At 67.8% G+C, this 20908-nt stretch carries 21 protein-coding genes; 11 read left to right on the top strand and 10 right to left on the bottom strand.

Annotation, left to right across the window (positions count from 1 at the left end; translation table 11 throughout):
- Positions 1-9: 9 nt before the first annotated feature.
- The 4 genes from RLN94_RS02075 to gbd all read left to right on the top strand — a co-directional run bounded on the left by RLN94_RS02075 (position 10) and on the right by gbd (position 3044).
- Positions 10-606, top strand: a complete 597-nt coding sequence (locus RLN94_RS02075; RefSeq protein ID WP_350130456.1) for a hypothetical protein — start codon at positions 10-12, stop codon at positions 604-606.
- Between the two features lie 102 nt (positions 607-708).
- Positions 709-1374, top strand: coding sequence for a helix-turn-helix domain-containing protein (locus tag RLN94_RS02070; protein ID WP_350130454.1), 666 nt, complete (start codon positions 709-711; stop codon positions 1372-1374).
- Positions 1371-1856 (top strand): cupin domain-containing protein, encoded by a 486-nt coding sequence (locus RLN94_RS02065; protein WP_350130452.1) that lies wholly within the window; start codon positions 1371-1373, stop codon positions 1854-1856. Before RLN94_RS02070 ends, RLN94_RS02065 begins: the two co-directional genes overlap by 4 nt.
- 57 nt (positions 1857-1913) lie before the next feature.
- A complete protein-coding gene (gene gbd / locus RLN94_RS02060; protein WP_350130450.1) occupies positions 1914-3044 on the top strand; it encodes a 4-hydroxybutyrate dehydrogenase in 1131 nt (376 codons plus the stop codon).
- Positions 3045-3050: 6 nt separating this feature from the next.
- Here gbd and RLN94_RS02055 read toward each other — a convergent pair whose 3' ends face one another.
- The gene (locus RLN94_RS02055; RefSeq protein WP_350130448.1) at positions 3051-3842 is read right to left on the bottom strand and encodes an HTD2 family dehydratase; all 792 of its coding nucleotides are present in this window, start codon (positions 3840-3842) and stop codon (positions 3051-3053) included.
- 46 nt (positions 3843-3888) lie between these two features.
- On the opposite strand from RLN94_RS02055, the gene RLN94_RS02050 reads away from it, so the two are divergent.
- The gene (locus RLN94_RS02050; protein WP_502949435.1) at positions 3889-4287 is read left to right on the top strand and encodes a VOC family protein; all 399 of its coding nucleotides are present in this window, start codon (positions 3889-3891) and stop codon (positions 4285-4287) included.
- Here the strand turns inward: RLN94_RS02050 and amrA are convergent.
- Positions 4278-5615 (bottom strand): AmmeMemoRadiSam system protein A, encoded by a 1338-nt coding sequence (gene amrA / locus RLN94_RS02045; protein ID WP_350130444.1) that lies wholly within the window; start codon positions 5613-5615, stop codon positions 4278-4280. The two genes, RLN94_RS02050 and amrA, sit on opposite strands and share 10 nt — an antisense overlap.
- A gap of 95 nt (positions 5616-5710) precedes the next feature.
- Between amrA and amrS the strand changes: the two genes are divergently transcribed.
- Positions 5711-6778 (top strand): AmmeMemoRadiSam system radical SAM enzyme, encoded by a 1068-nt coding sequence (gene amrS, locus RLN94_RS02040; protein WP_350130442.1) that lies wholly within the window; start codon positions 5711-5713, stop codon positions 6776-6778.
- On the opposite strand, the gene RLN94_RS02035 is transcribed toward amrS, so the two are convergent.
- Positions 6775-7314, bottom strand: coding sequence for an NADPH-dependent FMN reductase (locus tag RLN94_RS02035; RefSeq protein ID WP_350130440.1), 540 nt, complete (start codon positions 7312-7314; stop codon positions 6775-6777). The genes amrS and RLN94_RS02035 overlap by 4 nt on opposite strands.
- Positions 7315-7488: 174 nt before the next feature.
- The gene (locus tag RLN94_RS02030) at positions 7489-8394 is read right to left on the bottom strand and encodes a LysR family transcriptional regulator (protein ID WP_350130438.1); all 906 of its coding nucleotides are present in this window, start codon (positions 8392-8394) and stop codon (positions 7489-7491) included.
- A gap of 195 nt (positions 8395-8589) precedes the next feature.
- Here RLN94_RS02030 and RLN94_RS02025 point away from each other — a divergent pair, with 195 nt between their 5' ends.
- Positions 8590-9033, top strand: a complete 444-nt coding sequence (locus RLN94_RS02025) for a DUF4399 domain-containing protein (protein WP_350130436.1) — start codon at positions 8590-8592, stop codon at positions 9031-9033.
- Between the two features lie 9 nt (positions 9034-9042).
- Here RLN94_RS02025 and RLN94_RS02020 read toward each other — a convergent pair whose 3' ends face one another.
- The 3 genes from RLN94_RS02020 to RLN94_RS02010 form a co-directional block, all read right to left on the bottom strand.
- Positions 9043-11070 carry an FAD-dependent oxidoreductase gene (locus tag RLN94_RS02020; protein WP_350130434.1) on the bottom strand — a complete coding sequence of 676 codons (2028 nt, stop codon included), beginning with the start codon at positions 11068-11070 and terminating at the stop codon, positions 9043-9045.
- Positions 11071-11269: 199 nt separating this feature from the next.
- Positions 11270-13303 carry an oxidoreductase gene (locus tag RLN94_RS02015; RefSeq protein WP_350130432.1) on the bottom strand — a complete coding sequence of 678 codons (2034 nt, stop codon included), beginning with the start codon at positions 13301-13303 and terminating at the stop codon, positions 11270-11272.
- A gap of 5 nt (positions 13304-13308) precedes the next feature.
- Positions 13309-14172, bottom strand: a complete 864-nt coding sequence (locus RLN94_RS02010; RefSeq protein ID WP_350130430.1) for a branched-chain amino acid aminotransferase — start codon at positions 14170-14172, stop codon at positions 13309-13311.
- A gap of 170 nt (positions 14173-14342) precedes the next feature.
- On the opposite strand from RLN94_RS02010, the gene RLN94_RS02005 reads away from it, so the two are divergent.
- The 3 genes from RLN94_RS02005 (at position 14343) to map (ending at position 16431) form a co-directional block, all read left to right on the top strand.
- On the top strand, positions 14343-15266 hold the full coding sequence (locus RLN94_RS02005) for an endonuclease/exonuclease/phosphatase family protein (protein ID WP_350130428.1): 924 nt from the start codon (positions 14343-14345) through the stop codon (positions 15264-15266).
- Positions 15267-15339: 73 nt separating this feature from the next.
- Entirely contained in the window at positions 15340-15642 is a 303-nt protein-coding gene (locus RLN94_RS02000; RefSeq protein WP_350130426.1) for a DnaJ family domain-containing protein, read from the top strand.
- 39 nt (positions 15643-15681) lie between these two features.
- Complete coding sequence (gene map / locus RLN94_RS01995) at positions 15682-16431, top strand: type I methionyl aminopeptidase (RefSeq protein WP_350130424.1); 750 nt, start codon at positions 15682-15684, stop codon at positions 16429-16431.
- A 39-nt stretch (positions 16432-16470) separates the two neighbouring features.
- On the opposite strand, the gene RLN94_RS01990 is transcribed toward map, so the two are convergent.
- The 3 genes from RLN94_RS01990 to RLN94_RS01980 form a co-directional block, all read right to left on the bottom strand.
- Complete coding sequence (locus RLN94_RS01990) at positions 16471-17502, bottom strand: agmatine deiminase family protein (RefSeq protein WP_350159075.1); 1032 nt, start codon at positions 17500-17502, stop codon at positions 16471-16473.
- A gap of 80 nt (positions 17503-17582) precedes the next feature.
- Complete coding sequence (locus RLN94_RS01985; RefSeq protein ID WP_350130420.1) at positions 17583-18935, bottom strand: ParB N-terminal domain-containing protein; 1353 nt, start codon at positions 18933-18935, stop codon at positions 17583-17585.
- Between the two features lie 48 nt (positions 18936-18983).
- Complete coding sequence (locus RLN94_RS01980) at positions 18984-19469, bottom strand: VOC family protein (RefSeq protein ID WP_350130418.1); 486 nt, start codon at positions 19467-19469, stop codon at positions 18984-18986.
- A gap of 199 nt (positions 19470-19668) precedes the next feature.
- On the opposite strand from RLN94_RS01980, the gene RLN94_RS01975 reads away from it, so the two are divergent.
- Positions 19669-20748: a PLP-dependent cysteine synthase family protein gene (locus RLN94_RS01975; protein ID WP_350130416.1), complete on the top strand. Its 1080-nt coding sequence runs from the start codon at positions 19669-19671 to the stop codon at positions 20746-20748.
- The last annotated feature ends 160 nt before the right edge of the window (positions 20749-20908 follow it).

Here is a 20908-nt window from a genome sequence, read left to right as displayed (position 1 = left end):
GGGCGCCGCATGATCCGTTTCCGCGTTTTCTGTCTTGGCCTTGCGCTCGCGCTGCCCGGTGCCGGGATGGCGCAGGGGAGCGGGCCGACGGTCTGGGCGGCGGTGTCGGGCGACGCGGTGAGGCTGGATGGCGAGACCTACCGGCTGAGCGGTGTGAGCTGCCCCGATCCGGAGACCGAGGCGGGCCGGGCGGCGAAGGCGCTGCTGAACACCTTCCTGCGGGGCGGGTATATCGAATGCCGGGTGGAGAGCGGCCGGGCGAGTTGCAGCAAGGAAGGCCGCGAATTTGCCTCTGGGTTGATCCGGAGCGGCTATTGCGTGGGGACGGGCGAGGCGCCGGTGCCGGAGGGCGAGGACGTGCTGGCCCGGGATATGCGGCCCGGTTTCGTGGCGGGCGAGGCGCTCGGGGGAGATTGCGATCCGGGGCAGGCATCGGGGCGGTTCGTGGCGCAGTCGCAAGCCTTTGCCTGCGATGCGGGCGCGCCCTACAGCACCTGCGACGGGGTGACGGGCAAGCGGCAGTTCGGGCAGCATGTGGCCGGGTCGGACAATTTCAGGGCGACGGGGGAGACTCTGCCGTCCTTCCGGCCGGGCGGGTGTGACTGACGCTGTCCGGCGCGCGAGGGGTCAAGAAAATAGATCTGGACAGGAGAAATGTTCCTGTGTGACATTAATTGTCATGTGATTCCAGAATCGGGCAGGACACCCATGGACAGACCAGACGCGGCCGACGCGAACACCCAGATCGGCGCCTGCATCAAGGCGGCGCGGACGGCGGAGAAGATGACCCTGTCGGCGCTGGCGGAGAAATGCGGGCTGACCGAGAGTTTCCTGTCGAAGCTCGAGAGGGGCGTCGCCTCGGCCTCGATCGCCAACCTGCTGCAGATCTGCGCCGCGCTGAATATCGAGATCGGGTCGCTGTTCGACGGGCTGGGCGTGGCACCGGCGCGCACGCGGGTGTCGATTCACCGGCGGTCCGACGATTTCGCCTTCATCCCCTCGACCGGCTATTCGTGGAAGCGGGTCGGCGGCGGCAGCCCGAAGGACGAGATGGAGGTGTTCCACCTCGTCCTGCCCGAGACCGACAGGATGGAGGCCTATGTCTCGCATCCCGGGCAGGAGCATTGCTTCGTCATCAGCGGCGAGGTGCTGTTCGAGGTGGGCGAGGAAAGCTTTCACCTTTCCACCGGCGACAGCATCTTCATCGACTCGCAGCAGCCGCACCGGGCGCGCAGCGCGGGCGGGGCGGACGCGCAGATCCTGATGACCGTGGCGGCCGCCGATATCTCGCGCGTGGAGTTCGACTGGTGGCGCCCCTCAAGCGCCGCCTTGCAGGAAAGACCCCATAGCTCATCCAACGGGAGGACATCATGAGCAAGACCATTCCTGATACGGCCGAGAACAACGCCAAGCTGCAGGTCAGCAGGGAGGCGTCTCGGAAAGACCACCAGCCCTATATCGTGCGCAACCTCGACGACCTCGAGTGGGAGACCATCCGCTGGCCGGGGGAGACGGGCAAGATGGCGTTCCACCCCGAGCCGGAGAACCCGATGAACCCCAATGCCGGTATCCTGCGGCTGGAGCCCGGCGCGTACCATCCGGAGCATTACCACGGCTTCGCGCAGGTCTGGCACATCCTGAAGGGGGAGTTCGAGATCGGCGGCGAGATGTGCGGCGAGGGCAGCGTGATCTTCCATCCGGACCCGCATTACGAGGGCGAGTTCAAGACCGAGACGGGCGGCGATATCTTCATCGTGCAGTACCCGGGGCCGACCACGGGCGAGCGGCCGATCTATGCCGGGCGGTTCAACATGGAGAAACGCAACGCGGTTGAAGACGAACGGGTGGATGTGTGATCTGTTCCCTGCCCGCCAAGGCGGGCAGGGAAATCTATCGAGGACGGGCAGGCAAAGATGACAGTCGAGACGATTCAGTACCTTACGACGATCCGGTTTGGCGAGGGGGCATTGGCCCTGCTGGCCGATGAGCTTGCGGGCCTGTCGCTTCGCCGGCCGCTGGTGATCAGTGACGCGCCGCTGGTCGAGATCGGGCTGGTGGAACGGGTGACCGGTTCGCTGGGGGCGGGTGTGCCGGTGTTCGACGGCACGCCGTCGAACCCCACGGAAAGCGCGGCCGAGGCCGCGGCGGAGATGTACCGGGAGCATGGCTGCGATTGCCTCGTGGCCGTGGGCGGGGGATCGCCAATCGACCTGGCCAAGGCGGTGGCGCTTCGGGTGACGCACGAGGGGCCGCTTGCCGGGTATGCCGCGATCGAGGGCGGGGTGGCGAAGATCACCGACCGCTGCGCGCCGGTGATTGCCGTGCCGACGACCGCCGGTACCGGGTCGGAAGTGGGGCGGGCGGCGTTGCTGACGGTGGCGGACGGGCGGAAGCTGGGTCTGCTGAGCCCCTACCTGATCCCGGTGCGGGCGCTGTGCGATCCGGAACTGACCTACGGGTTGCCGCCGGGCCTGACGGCGGCGACGGGGATGGATGCGATCACCCATTGCATCGAGACGTTCCTGAGCCCGAAGTTCAACCCGGTTGCCGATGCCATCGCGCTTGACGGGCTGGTGCGCGGGTGGGGCCATATCCGGACGGCGGTGGCAGAGCCCGGCGACAGGGCCGCGCGGCGGGAGATGATGATGTGTTCGCTGCAGGGGGCGCTGACCTTCCAGAAAGGGCTGGGCGCGGTGCATTCGCTGTCGCATCCGCTGGGGGCGATCAAGTCGGTGAACCCGCATCACGGGACGCTGAACGCGATCCTGCTGCCGGAGGTTCTGAGGCATAATGAAGAGGCGGCGCGGGAGAAATACGCGCGGCTGCGGGATGCGCTGGGCCTGCCGGAGGGCGCCGATCTCGGCGCGGAGGTGCAGGCGCTGACGGCGGAGATCGGGTTGCCGGCCACGCTGGGGGAATTGGGGCTGCAGGAGGAGATCATCGACGGGATCGCCGAGGCGGCGATGCGCGACCATTCCACGCCCACCAACGCGCGGGAGATGACGGCGGAGGCGTTCCGGCAGATACTGGTGGCGAGTTTTTGACGTGTTTCAGGCGGCGGTGCCGGTGAGGCATTGCCGCCCGCCGGGCCCGCGCACCCAGACCGTGCCGTCGGATTTCCAGCAGACCTCCGCCGCCTCGAAATGCATCAGCGGCGCCGTGGCGCGGAAGGCGAAGCGGGTCAGGGTGCCGAGCTGGCGTTCGGCCAGCAGCATGGCGAGCTGGGCCAGCAGGGGGCCGTGGACGACAAGGCCGTCATAGCCTTCGACGCCCGTGGAGTAGGGCAGGTCGTAATGGATCCGGTGGCCGTTGAAGGTAAGCGCCGAGTAGCGGAAGAGCATGGTGGCGTCGAAGCCGGCGGGCTCGGCCACGTCCTCGTCGGTGGGCGCCTCGGGCGGGGCGGGGTTGGTGCCCGGCTTGGGGTCTTCGCGGTAGACGAGATCCTGCCATTCGGTGAGGCAAAGCCGGTCGGTCTGCCAGATTTCGTGCCGCATGGTGACGAAGCCCAGCGGCCCGGAGCGGCCTTTCTTGTGGGCGGTTTTCTCGACATGGGTGAGGCGTTTGGCGGGGGTTCCGGCAAGCAGGGGGGCCTCGAACTGCAATTGTCCGCCGGCCCACATGCGGCGGGGCAGGCCCATGTCGGGGATCACGCGACCCACTTTCGGGTGGCCGTCGCGGCCCAGTTCGGCGGGGCGTTGGGGATCCCAGAAATAGAGCTGGTGAAAGAAGGGCGGCAGGGGGTCGCCCGGTTCGATCTGCGGCTGGTGGCCGAGAGTGGCCTGCATCGCCCGGGCGCGGGCCGGGTCGATCATGTCGGTGAGGGTTTGCACGGGCTTGCTCATGCGGGCAAGCTAGGGGGGATTTCGGGCCGCCACAACAGGGATGACCATGCCGCAGCTTTCCTCACTCGATCATCTTGTCCTGACGGTGCGGGACATTGCGCGCACCTGTGATTTCTATCGCGAGGTGCTGGGGATGGATGTGGTGAGTTTCCGGCCCGCCGATGGCACGGAGCGCAAGGCGCTGGCGTTCGGGGCACAGAAGATCAACCTGCACCAGGCGGGGGCGGAGTTCGAGCCTAAGGCCGACAGGCCGCAGCCGGGGAGTGCGGACCTGTGTTTCCTGAGCGAGACGCCGGTGGGCGAGTGGGTGACGCATTTTGCTCGCCATGGCGTGGCGGTGATCGAGGGGCCGGTGCGGCGGACCGGGGCGACGGGGCCGATCCTGTCGGTCTATGTGCGGGATCCGGATGGCAACCTGATCGAGGTGTCGAACGGTCAGGAGTAGTCGGCCTCGGCGAAGCTTTCGGCGCAGAAGCGGCGGATTTGGAGCGTGTCGCTCCAGTGATCGCGGGGGAGGCCGGCCTTCTGCTTGAGGGCGGTGAGGAACGCCTCAGGCTCTGGCAGGCTGTCCCAGACCATCGGCAGGAAGACCCCGCGCCGGCCCTTGTCGGAGAGGATCAGGCCGTCGCGGCCGGGGCGCAGGCGGGCGAGGAGGTCGGGCTCGTCCGTGACCGGCATCGGCTCGGACGGGGAGAGGACGGCGATCTTGAGGGTGATACGGTCGAGCTCTTCGGCGGTGAGGGGCGGGAAGCGCGGGTCTTCGGTGGCGGATTTGCCGGTGTTCTCGATCACGTCGGCGATCAGCGGCTGATGCGCGGTGAGCGAGCCGATGCAGCCGCGGAGCTGGCCGTCTTTCTGCAGCGTGACGAAGGCGGCGGCGTGGCTGCGGAGGGGTTGGGCGAAGCTGTCGGTGTCGAGGTGGGGCGGTTTGCCCTTGGTGATGCGGGAGGTGAGGGATTGGCGCGCGGCTTTCAGGAGGGCGGTGCGGTGGTCGGGGAGGAGGATGGCGTCGGTCACGCCGAAGAGCGCCCAGGCGCCGTAGCCGACGGTGCGGGTTTCGTCCTTCGTGACCGCCGCGCTGTTGGCCAAGGCGAGGCGGAGGAGGCGGCTGCCCTGACCGTGGTCCGATAGCAGGAAGCCGCGGATGGCGGCGGCGCCGCAGGCATGGGCGCCGGTGAGGTCGCGGGGTTTGGCGGTTTCGATGAGGCGGGCGGTGGTGGCGTCGTGGTCGCGGGCGTCCGGGAGGGTCCGGAAATGGCTGAGGTCGCTGGACAGGACGAAGAGCGTGTCGCCGATGGCGGCCAGCGCATCAATGGCCGCAGCCACCTGTTCATCCGGCGCGCGACCGATCACCAGCGGGATGACGGGCGTGTCGGGGTGCACCTGGTGCTGGAAGGGGAGCTGGGTTTCGACGCCATGCTCGCGGTCATGGGCGGCGTTCTCGACATGGGCGAGGCCGCGGGAGATCAGCAGGTCGCGGGCGGCGGTGTCGAGCGGGAGGTCGAAGCCGGGCATGGCGTAGCGGTCCTGCGAGGGCAGGGCGATGCCGGTGAAGGCGTGCTGGTGCGAGGGTGAGAGGATGGCGATGCGGGCGGGCCGGGTGGTTTCGGTGGCGCGCCATGCCATGCCGGAGAGGCGGCCCGAGAAGGGGTAGCCGGCATGGGGCGAGATGATCGCTTTCGGCGGGGCGGCGGCGGGCGTCCCGTGGCTCAGGCAGTCGGCCACAATGCGGGCCAGTTCGTCTGCCTCGCCCGGGAAAAAGCGACCGGCCACAGCCGAATGTCGCGCCGTTATATCTGACTGCCGGTTCATCTTGGCCCTTTCGGAACCTACATATGAACCACACCGACGGAAGGAAAGACCACCCCATGCACCCCGCGCACCACTGGACCGAGGAAGAGGATGGCCGGCTGAAATGCACGCTTTGCCCGCGGTTTTGCACCTTGCGGGAGGGTCAGCGCGGCATGTGTTTCGTGCGGATGCGAGAGGGGGACCGGATGGTGCTGGACACCTACGGGCGGTCGACAGGGTTCTGCATCGACCCGATCGAGAAGAAGCCGTTGAACCACTTCCTGCCCGGCTCGCCGGTGCTGTCCTTCGGGACGGCGGGGTGCAACCTGGCCTGCAAGTTCTGCCAGAACCACGAGATTTCCAAGAGCCGGGAGGTCGACAGCCTGGCCCATAGCGCCAGCCCGGAGGCGATTGCGCGGGTGGCGCGGGAGAAGGGCTGTGCCTCGGTGGCGTTCACCTACAACGATCCGGTGATCTTTCACGAATACGCGCTCGATACCGCCGCGGCGTGCCGAGAGGCGGGGGTGCGCAGCGTGGCGGTGACCGCCGGCTACATCTGCGAGGCGCCGCGGGCGGAGTTCTTTCCGGCGATGGATGCGGCGAATATCGATTTGAAGGGGTTCTCGGAGGCGTTCTATCGCAAGCTGACCGGGGCGCGGATCGAACCGGTGCTGGAGGCGATCGAGTACGCGGTGCACGAGACCGGGTGCTGGGTCGAACTGACCACGCTGCTGATCCCCGGCGAGAATGACAGCCAGGCCGAGCTGGAAGAGATGTGCCAGTGGGTGGCCGAGCGCTGTGGGCCGGATGTGCCGGTGCATTTCACCGCCTTTCATCCCGATCACCGGATGCTGAGCCACCAGCGCACGCCGCTGGAGACGTTGCTCAGGGCGCGGCAGGTGGCGCAGGCGGCCGGGCTGCGGCATGTCTATATCGGCAACGTGCATCACGAGCCCGCGCAGTCGAGCTATTGCAGCGGGTGCGGGGAGAAGGTGATCGGGCGCGACTGGCACGAGCTGTCGGAATGGCGGCTGGATGATACCGGCCACTGCATGGCCTGTGGCACGGCATTTCCGGGCGTGATCGAGGGGCCGCCGGGCCGCTGGGGGCGCCGGCGGGAGCCTGTGCTGATGCGGGAGGGTTAGGACACGCGCTCGCGCAGGGCGGTCATCTTGGTGGTGAGCACCTTGAGGTAGCGTTCGTTGAGCAGGCGGTCGTTCTCGTCGAACTCGTCACCGGCAGAGGCGACGCAGAGCAGCGGGCCCTGCAGCACGTCGGGCTGATGCGGCACGAGGCAGTGCAGCACCATGTATTGCCCCGTCTCGCCGCCGGTGCGCCCGGCATTGGCCGACATCACCACCGTGGGCTTGTTCCTGAAAGCGCTGCCCGGCACGCGGCTGATCCAGTCGAGGGCGTTCTTGAGCACGCCGCTGATGCCCTTGTTGTACTCGGGCGAGGAGATCACCACCGCGTCGGCCGCCTTGATCTGCTCGACCAGTGTCTGAACGCTGGCCGGCACGCCCTCGGCCTCTTCGTGGTCGCCGTCGTAGAGCGGCAGGTTCAGGTCGGCCTCGGTCACCTCGGCCGGGCCGAAGGCGCGGATGGCCTCGGCGAGGAGCTTGCGGTTGTAGGACCCTTTCCGAAGCGAGCCGGAAATGGTGAGAAGCTTGGGGTCGGCCATGAGGGTGTTTCCTTCGGTCGGTGTCCTGTTGTCCCCCAATTTGCCATGCAGCGCACGGAAGGCAACCGGCAGGGGCGCACAATCGCTGTGTGACGGGGCGGCAGGCGCGAAAAAAGCCCCCGGATGCGCGGGGCACCGGGGGCGAGGCTGTCAGGTTGGTAACTTGGGAGCGGCTTACCAGTCGGTCGGGCCCTTGTCGGCGAAGGCGTTGACCAGGAAGTCGATGAAGGCGCGGACCTTGGGCTGGGTGAACCGGCCCGGCGGGTAGACCGCGTAGATGCCTTGCGTCTCGTAGGGCAGGTCGGGGATCACGTCGACCACCTGGCCGGCCTTCATGGCGTTGGCGTAGAGGAAGCTGGGCAGGTAGGCGATGCCGAGGCCCGAGATCGCGGCGTTCAGCAGCGACTGGCCGTCATTGACCGACAGCCCGCCCGCGGTGCGCACCTGCCGCTTTTCGCCCGAGGGGGCGGTCAGCTTCCAGACCGAGCCGTTCGACTGGCTGGAATAGTGCAGGAGCTTGTGTTCGTTGAGGTCGTCGATCTTGGCCGGCCGCCCGTACTTGTCGAGGTAGGCTGGGCTGGCGATCATCCGCTTGGTGGTGTCGGTCAGCTTGCGGGCGCGCAGGGTGCTGTCTTCGAGCTCGCCGATGCGGATGGCCATGTCGAAGCCTTCCGAGATCAGCTCGACATAGCGGTTGTTCAGCACCATGTTGACGGTGATGTCGGGGAATTCCTCGAGGAACTGGCCGAGCACCGGGCTCAGATGATTGACGCCGAAATCCGTGGCGACGGAGATGCGGAGCAGGCCCGAGGGATCGGACTGCATCGAGCTGACCAGCGCGTCGGCCTCTCCGGCGTCGTTGAGCACGCGCAGGGCGCGATCGTAATAGGCGAGGCCGATTTCCGTGGGGCTGACACGTCGCGTCGTCCGGTTCAGGAGGCGGGCGCCGAGACGTGCCTCGAGCGACGAGACATGCTTTGACACGGCGGATTTCGAAATCCCCATCTTGCGCGCCGCGTCGGTGAACCCGCCCTGGTCCACCACGGTCGCGAAAGCCTCCATTTCGGTAAGGCGATCCATACTCGATACCTCTGTGCGTTTTTCCCTTGAGGCCTTATCAATTCCAAATCGGGCACAACTGCGGCACATGGCAGACAATATCAGGGTTTTCCTTTGCATCGTTCGTGACGGGGAAACAGGGAAACAGGCGTTTCCGATCTGTGGAAGTCGGGCGGTTTGCGCTATCATGGCGCCCGGGTAAAAACGGAGGACCCGATGAAGGAATTTCTGTTAGGCACCGCGATGGCGGTGGGGCTGATGGCGGCCCCGGCGCTTGCCGGCGACACACCGGCGCCCGAGGGGGCGGAGGTGTATTTCGTCAATATCGAGGACGGGGCGACCGTGTCGTCGCCGGTCAAGGTGATCTTCGGGCTGAGCGGGATGGGCGTGGCCCCGGCGGGCACCGAGAAAGAGAATACCGGGCACCATCACATCCTTGTCGACCGGCCGCCGTTCGGCGACGGGCCGGAGGATGCGGATATGACGGAGGGCGGTCTTTACGCCGACGACAACCACGTGCATTTCGGCGGCGGCCAGACCGAGGTGACGCTCGAGCTGGCGCCGGGCGAGCATACGCTGCAACTGGTGCTGGGCGACCAGAACCACGTGCCGCATGATCCGCCCGTGACCTCGGAGCAGATCACGATCACGGTAGAATAGGCCGCCCGGTCAGAGCGTGGCGGCCAGCCGCGTGCCCTGGTCAATGGCGCGCTTGGCATCGAGCTCGGCGGCGACATCGGCGCCGCCGATCACGTGGACCTTGCGGCCCCTCTCTTCCAGCGCGTCGGCCAGGGTGCGCTGGCTGAGCTGGCCGGCGCAGAGCACGATGGTGTCGGCCTCGATCAGGGTGGGGTTCTCGCGGGCCTCGCCGAAGGTGATGTGCAGGCCGGTGTCGTCGATCTTCTCGTAATTGACGCCGGCGACCATCTCGACATCCTTCATCCGGAGCGAGGCGCGGTGGATCCAGCCGGTGGTCTTGCCGAGGCGTTTGCCGGGGCGCTCGGACTTGCGCTGCAGAAGCGTGACCTTGCGCGCGGCCGGGTCGGGCTGCGGGCCCTCGGGGGCGAGGCCGCCGCGGGTTTCGGCCGGGTCGCCGACGCCCCATTCCTCTTTCCATTCGGCGAGGTTCTCGGTGGGGCTTTCGCCGTCGTGGACGAGGAATTCGGCCACGTCGAAGCCGATGCCGCCGGCGCCGACGATGGCGACGCGCTGGCCCACCTTGGCCTTGCCGCGCAGGACGTCGATATAGCTGAGCACGTTGTCGCGATCCTGTCCGGGGATTTCCGGGTCGCGCGGGATGACGCCGGTGGCGATGATCGTCTCGTCGAAGCCGTCAAGCGCGTCGGCCGTGGCCTCGGCGCCGAGTTTGATGGTGATGCCAAGCTCTTCCACCATCGTCTGGTACCAGTGGACGAAGCCGTGGAACTCTTCCTTGCCGGGGATCTCGCGGGCCATGTTGAGCTGGCCGCCGATCCGGTCGTCGCGGTCGAAGAGGGTGACTTTGTGGCCGCGCTGGGCGGCGGTGATGGCGGTCGAGAGGCCGGCGGGGCCGGCGCCGACCACTGCGATGGATTTGGGTTGGCTGGCCGGTTCGATGGGCAGCTCGGTCTCGTAGCAGGCGCGGGGGTTGACGAGGCAGGTGGAGATCTTGCCGCTGAACGTGTGGTCGAGGCAGGCCTGGTTGCAGGCGATGCAGGGGGCGATGGTGGCGGCCTTGCCGTCCATGGCCTTCTGCACGAAATCCGGGTCGGCGAGGAAGGGGCGGGCCATGCTGACCATGTCGGCGGCGCCGCCGGCGAGGACGTCTTCGGCGACTTCAGGCGTGTTGATGCGGTTGGAGGTGATGACCGGGATGCCGACCTTGCCCATCAGCTTTTTCGTGACCCAGGTGAAGGCCGCGCGGGGGACGGAGGTGGCGATGGTTGGGATGCGCGCCTCGTGCCAGCCGATGCCGGTATTGATGATCGAGGCGCCGGCTTTTTCCACTTCCTGCGCCAGTTGAATCACCTCGTCGAAGGTGGAGCCATCGGGGACGAGGTCGATCATGGAGAGCCGATAAATAAGGATAAAATCGGGGCCGACGGCCTCGCGGACGCGGCGGACGACCTCGAGGGGGAGGCGCATGCGGTTCTCGTAGGAGCCGCCCCAGCGGTCTTCGCGTTTGTTGGTGTGGCGGACGAGGAACTGGTTGAGGAGGTAGCCCTCGGAGCCCATGATCTCGACCCCGTCGTACCCGGCCTGCCGGGCACGGGTGGCGGCGGTGACGATGTCGGCGATCTGCTTCTCGATCCCCTCTTCGTCGAGTTCGTTCGGGGGGAAGGGGGAGATGGTGGACTTGACCGGGGATGGGGCCACGCATTCCTTGCCGTAGGCGTAGCGGCCGGCGTGCAGGATCTGCATGGCGATGAGGCCGCCCGCGTCATGCACCCGGTCGGTGACGATGCGGTGGTTGGCGATGTCCTCTTCGGTGTAAAGCCCTGCGGCGCCTGGGAAAACCCCGCCTTCGCGGTTGGGGGCCATGCCGCCGGTGACCATCAGGCCGACGCCGCCGCGGGCGCGGGTGGCGTAGAATTCGGCGACGCGGTTCCAGTCTTTGTTCTCCTCCAGCCCGGTATGCATCGAGCCCATCAGGACACGGTTTTTCAGGGTCACGTGCCCGAGGTCGAGCGGGGCGAGAAGGTGGGGATATTGGGTCATGTACGGCCTCCCGTGTGTCGGGGCCAACATGGCGTGGGGCGGGCGGAATGTCACCCCGGAACGCTGCGTTAAAGATTGGGGTGGAAGGGGCCGATCCCAACGTCGGTATAACGTCGGTATTTTGTCGGTATTGCGTCGGTGCGGGGAAAGGTTAACGGGCGGCGGTGCTCGTCAGCCCTTGCGGGCTGCCTCGCTGGTGTCAGGCGTCCTTCATCAGGCGGAGCGCGTCGTAGATCGCGGCGTGGGTGTTGCGGGAGGCGACGGCGTCGCCGATGCGGAAGAGGCGGAAGCCTGACGGGCCGCCGGTGAGGGTTTGGGGTTTGCCGGAGACCAGCGCGTCGTAATCGACGGCGCCGAGGTTTTCCGACAATGGCTTCAGCTCGAAATAGAGCTCGTCCATGGGCGTGATGCCGTGGTTGACGACGACCTGGTCGACGGAGCGGTGCCGGGTGGCGTCGGAATAGTCGGAGCCGAGCGTGGCCTTGAGGCGGTTGCCGTCGCGGTCGATGGCGGTGAGGCGCCATGTGACGGTGAAGGTCACGTCCTTGTGCTGCAGCTTGCGGATGAAGGGGACGAAGGTGATGCCGGAGACGTCGACCGAGGCGCCCTGGTAGGGGCTGACGACCTCGACCGTGGCGCCGGCATCGGCGAGTTTTTCGGCGGCCTGAAGCGCGGCGTAGTCGCCGGTCTCGTCGTAGATCAGGACGTTTTCGCCGGGCTTCACGTCGCCCGAGAGGATATCCCATGTGGTGACCGCGAGGTCTTGCCCGTGTTTCACGATATCGGTGTTGGCAATCCCGCCGGTGGCGAGGACGACGATATCGGGGGAGAGGGCGAGGATGTCGTCTTTCTCGGCATAGGTGTTGTAGCGGAAGGTGACGCCGAGCTTCTCGCATTGGGCGACGCGCCAGTCGATCACGCCGATCATGTCGGCGCGGCTTCTGGTCTGGGCCGTCAGGCGGACCTGTCCGCCGGGCTGGTCGGCGGCTTCGAACACGGTGACGCGGTGGCCGCGTTCGGCGGCGACGCGGGCGGCTTCCAGCCCGCCGGGGCCGGCGCCGACGATGGCGATGGTTTTCGGTGCGTCGGTCTTGGCGACCTCGTGCGGGAGGAAGGTTTCGCGGCCGGTGGAGGGGTTGTGGACGCAGAGCGCGGCCTCGCCGTAATAGGCGCGGCCGAGGCAGTAGGTGGCACCGACGCAGGGGCGGATATCGTCTTCGCGGTTCTCGGTGATCTTGCGGACGATATGCGGGTCGGCCATGTGGGCGCGGGTCATGCCGACCATGTCGAGCTGGCCGGTGGCGACGGCGTGGCGGGCGGTGGCGACATCGGCGATCTTGGCGGCGTGGAAGGCCGGGAGGCCCACCTCGTGCCGGATGCGGCCGGCGAAATCCAGGTGAGGCGCGGAGCGCATGCCCTGCACGGGGATGACGTCGGCCAATGCCGCGTCGGTGTGGATGCGGCCCTTGATGATGTTGATGAAGTCGATGAGGCCCGCGTCCTTGAGGCGGCGGGCGAAGGTGACGCCTTCCTCGACCGGGATGCCGCCGGGTTCGCTTTCGTCGGCGACGTAGCGGATGCCGAGGATGAAATCGGGGCCCACGCGCTTGCGGCAGGCGGTGAGCACCTCGGTGGCGAAGCGGAGGCGGTTGTCGAAGTCGCCGCCATAGGGGCCGGTGAGGGCGTTGGTCAGCGGGCTGAGGAACTGGTCCGGCAGGTGGCCGTAGCATTCGTATTCTACGCCATCGAGACCGGCGGCCTTCATCCGTTCGGTCGCGTCGGCATAGTCTTCGACGATGCGGGCGATGTCCCAGTCCTCGGCCACCTTGGGGAAGGCGCGGTGGGCCGGTTCGCGGGAGGGGCCGGCGCCGATGGTGGGGAGCCAGTCGCCGGTGTCCCAGCGGGCGCGGCGGCCGAGATGGGTGAGCTGGATCATCACCGCACAGCCGTGATCGTGGCATTCGTCGGTGAGTTTCTTCATCCAGCCGACCACCTCGTCGTCATAGGCGAGGATGTTGCCGAAGGCCGGGGGGCTGTCGGGGGAGACGACGGCGGAGCCTGCCGTCATGGTCAGCGCCAGCCCGCCCTTCGCGCGTTCCACGTGGTAGGCGCGATAGCGGTCCTTGGGCATCCCGTCCTCGGTATAGGCGGGCTCGTGGCTGGAAACCATCAGCCGGTTCTTCAGCGTCAGGTGCTTGAGCGTGTAGGGCTGGAGGAGGGGATCTGTGCTCATGGATGTCAGGCCGAGGCGGCCCAGTCCCAGTACATGTCGCGCACGCGGCGGGTGACCGGGCCGACCTGGTAGCTGGTGTCGTCGAAGGCGGTGATGGGGGTGACCTTCATCATGTTGCCGGAGAGGAAGACCTCGTCGGCGTCGTGGAAATCGTCGAAGGACATGACGGTCTCGTGGACGGTGACGCCATCGGCGCGGAGGTTGGCGATGTGGCGCGCGCGGGTGATGCCCGAGAGGAACGTGCCGTTGGGCACCGGCGTGAAGACCTCGCCATCCTTGACGGCGAAGACGTTCGCGGTGGCGGCCTCGGCGACATTGCCGAGGGCGTCGGCGACGAGCGCGTTGGTGAAGCCGCGGTCGCGAGCCTCGGCCAGCATGCGGGCGTTGTTGGGGTAGAGGCAGGCGGCCTTGGCGTTGACCACGGCATCCTCGAGCACGGGACGGCGGAAGCGGGTGCGGGTGAGGGTGGCCGACGCGTCGGGGGCGGCCATCGGGATCTCCTCGAGCGAGATGGCGAAGCCGGTGCGGCTGTCGTCTTTCGGCACGATGGCGGCCATGCCGCCGTCGATCGCCCAGTACATCGGGCGGATGTAGACGGCGGCGTCCTTCGGGTACATCTTCAGCCCCTCGCGGACGATCTCGACCATCTCCTCGGCCGTGACGGTGGGGGTGACCATGAGGGCGCGGGCGGAGGCGTTGACCCGGGCGCAGTGCTTGTCGAGATCGGGGGTGAGGCCGTGGGCGAGGCGCGCCCCGTCGAACACGTTGGAGCCCAGCCACATGCCGTGATCGGCGGCGTTCATCACGGCGATGTCGGCATCGTGCCAGGTTCCGTTGAAATAGGTCTTGATGTTGGTGCCTGTCGGCATGGTTCTGCCCTCCCTCGGTCTTCGGGGCGCAGGTTATGCCGGGCGGGCGGTGGCGTCCAGTGGGGCGGGGGCGGAAAGGGGGCGAGGAAAGCGGGTGACAGGCCGGGCGCCGGGCGGGTATTGGTCGGGGCGAGGTTTCGGCCGTGGGCCGGGCGCGCGAAGGGTGAGCAATGGGACGAGGGACGGGGGGCCGGTCGGGCCTCGGATGGTGGCTGGCCGTGCTCGGGCTTGCGTGGCTGGCGGGCTGTGCCGGGGCGCCGCCGCAGGTGGCGGGCGCGGTGCCGCAGCGGGCGGATTTCCGGATGGCGACCTATAACGTGCATTACCTCGACCTTGATGCCGGGGCGGGGGACGAGTGGGGCCTTGCCGAATGGCAGGCGCGGCGCGGGCCGCTGGTGGCGCAGGTGCGGCAGATCGGGGCGGATATCGTCGCCTTCCAGGAGCTGGAGACGCGCGGGCAGGGCGCCGGGGCGGATGTGTGGGAGGCGTGGCTGCTGGCGGCGCTGCCGGAGTATCGCGCCGCCGCCACGGAGTTCGGGCGGGGCGTGGCGGTGGGGCAGCCGATCTTCTACCGGCCCGGGGCGTTCCGGCTGCTGGATGACGGGTTCGCCTTCTTCTCGCGGCCGGACGCGAGTTTTCGCTCGATCCGGGCGATTGCCGGCTATCCCGACGCGGTGACATGGGCGCGGTTCGAGCATCGGGAGAGCGGGCGGGAGGTGACGGTGTTCAACGTGCATTTCCATTTCATCGACACGACGCAGCGGCTGCGCTCGGCCGAGCGGGTGCGGCAGATGGCGGAGGTGGCACGGGCGCGGGGCGACGCGGTGCTGGTGGCGGGGGATTTCAACGCGCGGCGGAATTCGCGGGCGCTGAAGATCTTCTACGAGGCCGGGTTCCGGCGGGCCAGGCAGCGGGGGGCGACGTTTCACTTCAACACCGGGCTGCACCTGTTCGGGGCGATCGACCACGTGCTGCATGACGACCGCGCCGTGCCGCTGGGGCGGACGGGGACGGGCACGGCGAAGGTGGGCGAGACCTGGCCCTCGGACCATTACCCTCTGTGGACGGATTTCCGGTTGGGCCGGGGCGGGTGAGGCGCGAAGGGTCGCAGGGGCTTGAGTTGGACGTGGCGGGTGGCTAGCTGAGACGCAAGGAAAGGATCGGGCCATGTTCAACGCACTCATCGAGAATGCCTTCCGGCGGGCGCAGGAAAACGGCGATCTGGACGATCTGCCGGGGGCCGGCAAGCCGATTGCCGAGAGCAGCCTGAATGCCGATCCGTTCGCGCATGTCTATGCCGAGAGCGGGGCGATGACGCCGTTTTCCGAGCTGCGGCGGCAGATCGAGGAGGCGCGGGCGCGGCTGGCGGCGGCGAGTGATCCGGAGGAGCAGCGGGCGATCCAGACGGAGATTTCCGGGCTGGAGATGCGCAAGGCCATCGAGATGGAAACGTGGAAACGCTACGGGTGAGCGGCCCGGGATTTCGGCAATGCGACGGAGGGCCGTGCCATGACCATTACCCATGAAGACGAGTTGGAGGGCCTGCGGGTCATCGGCCGGATCGTGGCCAACACCATGCAGGCCATGGCGAAGGCGATGGAGCCGGGGATGACCACGGCGGAGCTGGACGGGATCGGGCGCAATTATCTCGACGCCCATGGCGCCGAGCCCGCGCCGGAGGCGGTCTATGGCTTTCCGGGCGCCACCTGTATCAGCGTGAACGAGGAGATCGCCCACGGTATCCCCGGCAAGCGGGTGATCGCGGCGGGGGACCTTGTGAATATCGACGTCTCGGCCTCGAAGGACGGGTATTTCGCCGATACCGGCGCGACCTTTCGGGTGAAGCCGGTGGCGGCGTCGCTCGACCGGCTGTGCCGGGACGGGAAGCGGGCGATGCAGATCGGCGTCGCGCAGGTGGGCGCGGGCCGGCCGCTGGCGGGGATCGGGCGGGCGATCGAGGCGTTTTCGTCGAAGCGGGGTTATACGCTTATCCGCAACCTTGCGAGCCACGGGGTGGGGCGGCCGTTGCACGAGTATCCCGAGACGATCCCCACATGGGCGGTGAAGGGGGAGCGGCGGCGGATCGACAAGGGGCTGGTGTTCACGGTGGAGCCGTTCCTGTCGACAGGCGGGCTGTGGGCCGAGGAGCGCGGCGATGGCTGGACGCTGTATGCCGAGCCCGCGGCGCCGGCGGTTCAGTATGAGCACACGGTGGTGGCGACGGAGCGCGGGGCGCTGGTGGTGACGCTGCCGGGGTGACGGGGGCGCATTCTTGAAAAGAATGCGGGACGAAATCTTTTAAAAATTTCGGGGCGTTGCGGGTTCCTGTTGGGTGATGCAGTGGATGCCGCCGCCGCCGGTGGCGAGCGTGGTGATGTCGACCATGCGGACGCGGTGGTTGGGGAGGTGTTCCTCGAAGAGTTCGCGGACCCGCCCGTCTTCGGGCAGGTTGTATCGCGGGACGATGACGGCGCCGTTGCAGATATAGGCGTTCACGTAGGAATCGCAGAAATTGTCGCTGTCGGTGTCGTAATCGAAGGCGTCGGGGCAGTGGACGAGTTTGAGGGGGCGGCCCTTGGCGTCGGTCTGGCCGTCGAGGGCTTCGAGGTTGGCGGCGTGGATGTGACGCCAGGGGTGGTCGGGGCGGTCGTTGCCCTGCACCATCAGCAGGCCGGGGGCGAGGAACATGGCGATTCCGTCGACATGGCCGTCGGTTTCGGTTTCCTCGACATTGCCGGGGAGCCAGATGACTTTCTCGGCGCCCAGCATCTCCTTCAGTTCGGTTTCGAGCTGGTCGAGCGTCCAGCCGGGATTGCGGTTGGCGTTGGGGAAGCAGCTGAGCGTGGTGATGATCGTGCCTTCGCCATCGGTGGTGATGCCGCCGCCCTCGGCGATGAGGTCGGAGGTGAAGGCACGGACGCCGGCGGCGGAGAGTATGGCGTCGGAGGCGCTGTCGTCACCGTCGAAGGGCGTGTATTTGCCGCCCCAGGCGTTGAAGCGGAAGCTTGTGCCGGCGCGGTGGCCTGTCGCGTCGGTGAGGAAGCAGGGGCCCGCATCGCGGGCCCAGCTGTCGTCGATCGGGTGCGGCAGCAGGTCGATGTCGGACCCGAGGAGGGCGCGGGCGCCGGCTTCGTCCTGGGGCCGGACCAGCATGGTGACGGGTTCAGATTCGCGGATGGCGTGGGCCACCTCGGCATAGTTGCGGCGGGTGGCCTCCATGTCGTCCCACACCTCGGCGCGGCAGGGCCACATCATCCATGTGCGGGCGTGCGGCGCCCATTCGGCGGGCATGGTGAAGCCCGCGGCACGCGGGGTTTCCGGGGGGGTCATCGGGGCGTGATCCTGGCGTGTCATCGGGCAAGGGTAGCCGGGGAAGGCGGGCTTGGCCATGGCGGTGACGGGCGAGGGCGCTATTCCATCAGCCGCCTTGCCCGTTTCCATGTCCTGCGCACCGTCGAGCGGACGCCGGGGCCCTGCGGGTCGGCGTGGTAGCGGGCCTCGTCGTCGGGGGTGACGGCGCCGGCATATTGCTGGATCGCGGCAAGCTGGGCGCGGATGGCGCGGCGCTGTTCCTCGGTCAGTTCGTCGACCTTCATGCCCTCCAGCTTCTTGTTGGCGTTGCGCAGGAGGTTGTGGAGCCGGGCGAAGCCGAGGAGGCGTTCCTGGTTGCCCTTGAGCGTGTCCATCAGCGCCATCGCGGCAAGCGCCGTGGTCTCGGCCTGTGCCGGGTCGCTGACCAGAGGGAGGAGACGGTTGGCGTCGGGCTTGTCGAGGGGGCGGTTCTCGCCCTCGGGCTGGCGCTCGGCGATGCCGTTATCCTCGGCCAGCGAGCGAGGCACCCAGTTGCGGGTGACGGGCGGCACCGGGTCGGTGAAGGGGAAGTAGTGGAGGATGTTGCGGTCGAGCATGTCGCGGGCGCGGATCATGGCAAAGCCGATGCGGCGCCAGAGCTGGGCGAGGTGGGTTTGCTGGACCGAGGCGAGCTGGGTCTGCAGGGCGGTGAAGGTTTCCTCCTGCGCGGCGAGGCGCTGGAAGCGGCCGGGCTCGCCCGCCCAGTCGAGATACGCCTCGGCGAGGGCAAGTTCGGCCAGTTCGCGGTCGATCGCGTCGGGGCCGGGGAAGCGGTAGGCCTCGACCACCCGGTCGGGGCCCATGTCGGCGGCGTGCTGGCGGAGCTTCAGGCGGCGGTTGATCCAGCCGTAATCGAGCTTGAGGTCGGGGGCCATCTGGAGGGCGGCCTCGATGAACTCGATCTCCTGTTCGGTGAGCCCCTCGGGGAGGACGGCGGCGCGGACGGTGGAGAAGCCGCCGTAGCGGTCGGGGTCGGTGGCGACAAGCTGGCGCATGGAGGCGAGGCGGCGGTTGCCGTTGAGCACGGTGCCGTCCTCGCGGATCAGGAGGGGATCGGTCTGGCGGCCGAAGCGTTCGAGCTCGGCATAGATCGGGCCGCCGGGGTCGCGGGCCTTTTCGATCAGGAGGTCATGCAGGAGGTGCTGGATGTCGCCGGTGTCCGCGTTCGACTTGAGGGTGTCGAGCGGGGTGTCGCGGGCCCGGGCGGCGTCGGTCAGCTCCGACAGGACGCGGCCGTTGTCGGCGCGGTAGACGAGGGTTTCCTGGTCGAGCTCCACGACAGGCACCTCGAGATAGCCGGACTCGGCGGGCACGAAATGGGTGGCGTCGCCGGCCCCGGCCACGGCCTTGGCGATGCGGGCCGTGCGCTCGGGTTTGGGGGCGGGGCTCAGGTCGGGCTGTTCCGGGCTCATGCCGTGGGAGATAGGGCCGGGCCGGCGGTTCTCAATGGAAGGCGAGGGTCAGGGCGCCTCGGCCAGCAGCGCCTCGAGGTCGAGCGGGGCGTTGGTCATGGCAAGGTTGCCCTCTGGGTCGCGGGGCCATTCCGCCTCGGGCCGGTCGCGGTAGAGTTCGACGCCGTTGCCGTCGGGATCGTTGAGGTAGATGGCTTCGCTCACCCCGTGGTCGGCGGCGCCGGTCAGCGGAATGCCGGCGGCGACCACGCGGCGGAGCGCGTCGCCCAACTGCGCACGGTCGGGGTAGAGGAAGGCGGTGTGGTAGAGGCCGGTATGGCCCGGGGGCGGGGGCGTGGCGCCCGCGCTCTCCCAGGTGTTGAGGCCGATATGGTGGTGGTAGCCGCCGGCCGACAGGAAGGCGGCGGAGCGGCCGAAGCGCTGTTGCACCTCGAAGCCGAGGACGCCGGAATAGAAGCCGATGGCGCGTTCGAGGTCGGCGACCTTGAGATGGACATGGCCGATGCGGGCGGCGGGATGGACGGGGGCTGTCATGGGTGGGGCCTTTCGTTTCGCGGTTGTCAGACAATAGGTTCGGGCAGGCGAGGCGCGCAATTGCCGGAATACGATCCGCCCCTGTGCATGGTTGCACGGAACGCTGTTCCGGGCCCGGGGCGGAGAAAAGGCAGCATGGCGGGCGGTGGCGTGGTAGGCTGCGGCGGAGCGAGACGGCATTTTCCAGATGGAGGCGATCATGGCCAAGGACGGAACGCGGACGACGAAGGGCCGCGGCAAGCTCTATGACAGCGCGGTGGACACGATCGGCGATACGCCGGTGATCCGGGTCAACAATCTCGCCCCCGAGGGGGTGGAAATCTACGTGAAGGCCGAGGCGTTCAACCCGGCCGCGTCGGTCAAGGACCGGCTGGCGATCTCGATCATCGAGGCGGCGGAGAAGGATGGCTCGTTGAAACCGGGGCAGACGGTGGTGGAGGCCACGAGCGGCAATACCGGCATCGGGCTGGCGATGGTCTGTGCCGCGAAGGGTTATCCGCTGGTGGTGACGATGGCCGAGAGCTTCTCGATCGAGCGGCGGCGGCTGATGCGGATGCTGGGGGCGAAGGTGGTTCTGACGCCGAAGGCGCAGAAGGGGTTCGGCATGTACCAGAAGGCTGTGGAGCTGGCCGAGAAAAACGGCTGGTTCCTGGCGCACCAGTTCGAGACGGAGGCCAATGCCGACATTCACGAGACCACCACGGCGCGCGAGATCATGGGCGATTTCGAGGGGCACCGGCTGGATTACGTGGTGACGGGCTATGGCACGGGCGGCACGGTGAGCGGTTTGGGCCGGGTGCTCAAGAAGGAGCGGCCGGAGACGAAGATCGTTCTGTCGGAGCCTGCCAATGCTGCGCTGCTGTCGAGCGGCACGGCGCAGGAGCGGGACGGGCAGGGCCAGCCTTCGGCAAGCCACCCGGCGTTTGAACCGCACCCCATTCAGGGCTGGACGCCGGATTTCATTCCGCTGGTTTTGCAGGAGGCGATCGACAACGGGTATTACGACGAGCTGATCCCGGTGCCGGGGCCGGAGGGGATCGAGTGGGCGAGGAAGCTGGCGGCGAAGGAGGGGATTTTTACCGGCGTGTCCGGCGGATCGACTTTTGCCATTGCCATGCGGCTGGCCGAGACGGCGGAGCCGGGGACGGTGATATTGGCGATGCTGCCGGATACCGGGGAGCGGTACATGACGACGCCCTTGTTCGAGGGGATCCCGGAGGGGATGTCGGAGGAGGAAGAGGCGATTTCGAAGTCGACGCCGGGGTACCAGATGGGGTGATCGGGTTTCGTGGGGTGTCGTGTGGTGGGTTTGCACCCACCCTTGTCTCTTTGATCTGTGTGATATTCGGTATCGGCAGGCGAGACCCCGTCCCACCCTTGGTCCTTGAGACCGTCGCGTAGCCTGGGGCTCGTCTGCCGACCGTTGTCAAACCTGAACA

The organism is Roseovarius sp., assembly GCF_040223625.1.
GTDB lineage: Bacteria > Pseudomonadota > Alphaproteobacteria > Rhodobacterales > Rhodobacteraceae > Roseovarius.
This window is presented reverse-complemented; position numbering and strand designations above follow the sequence as displayed.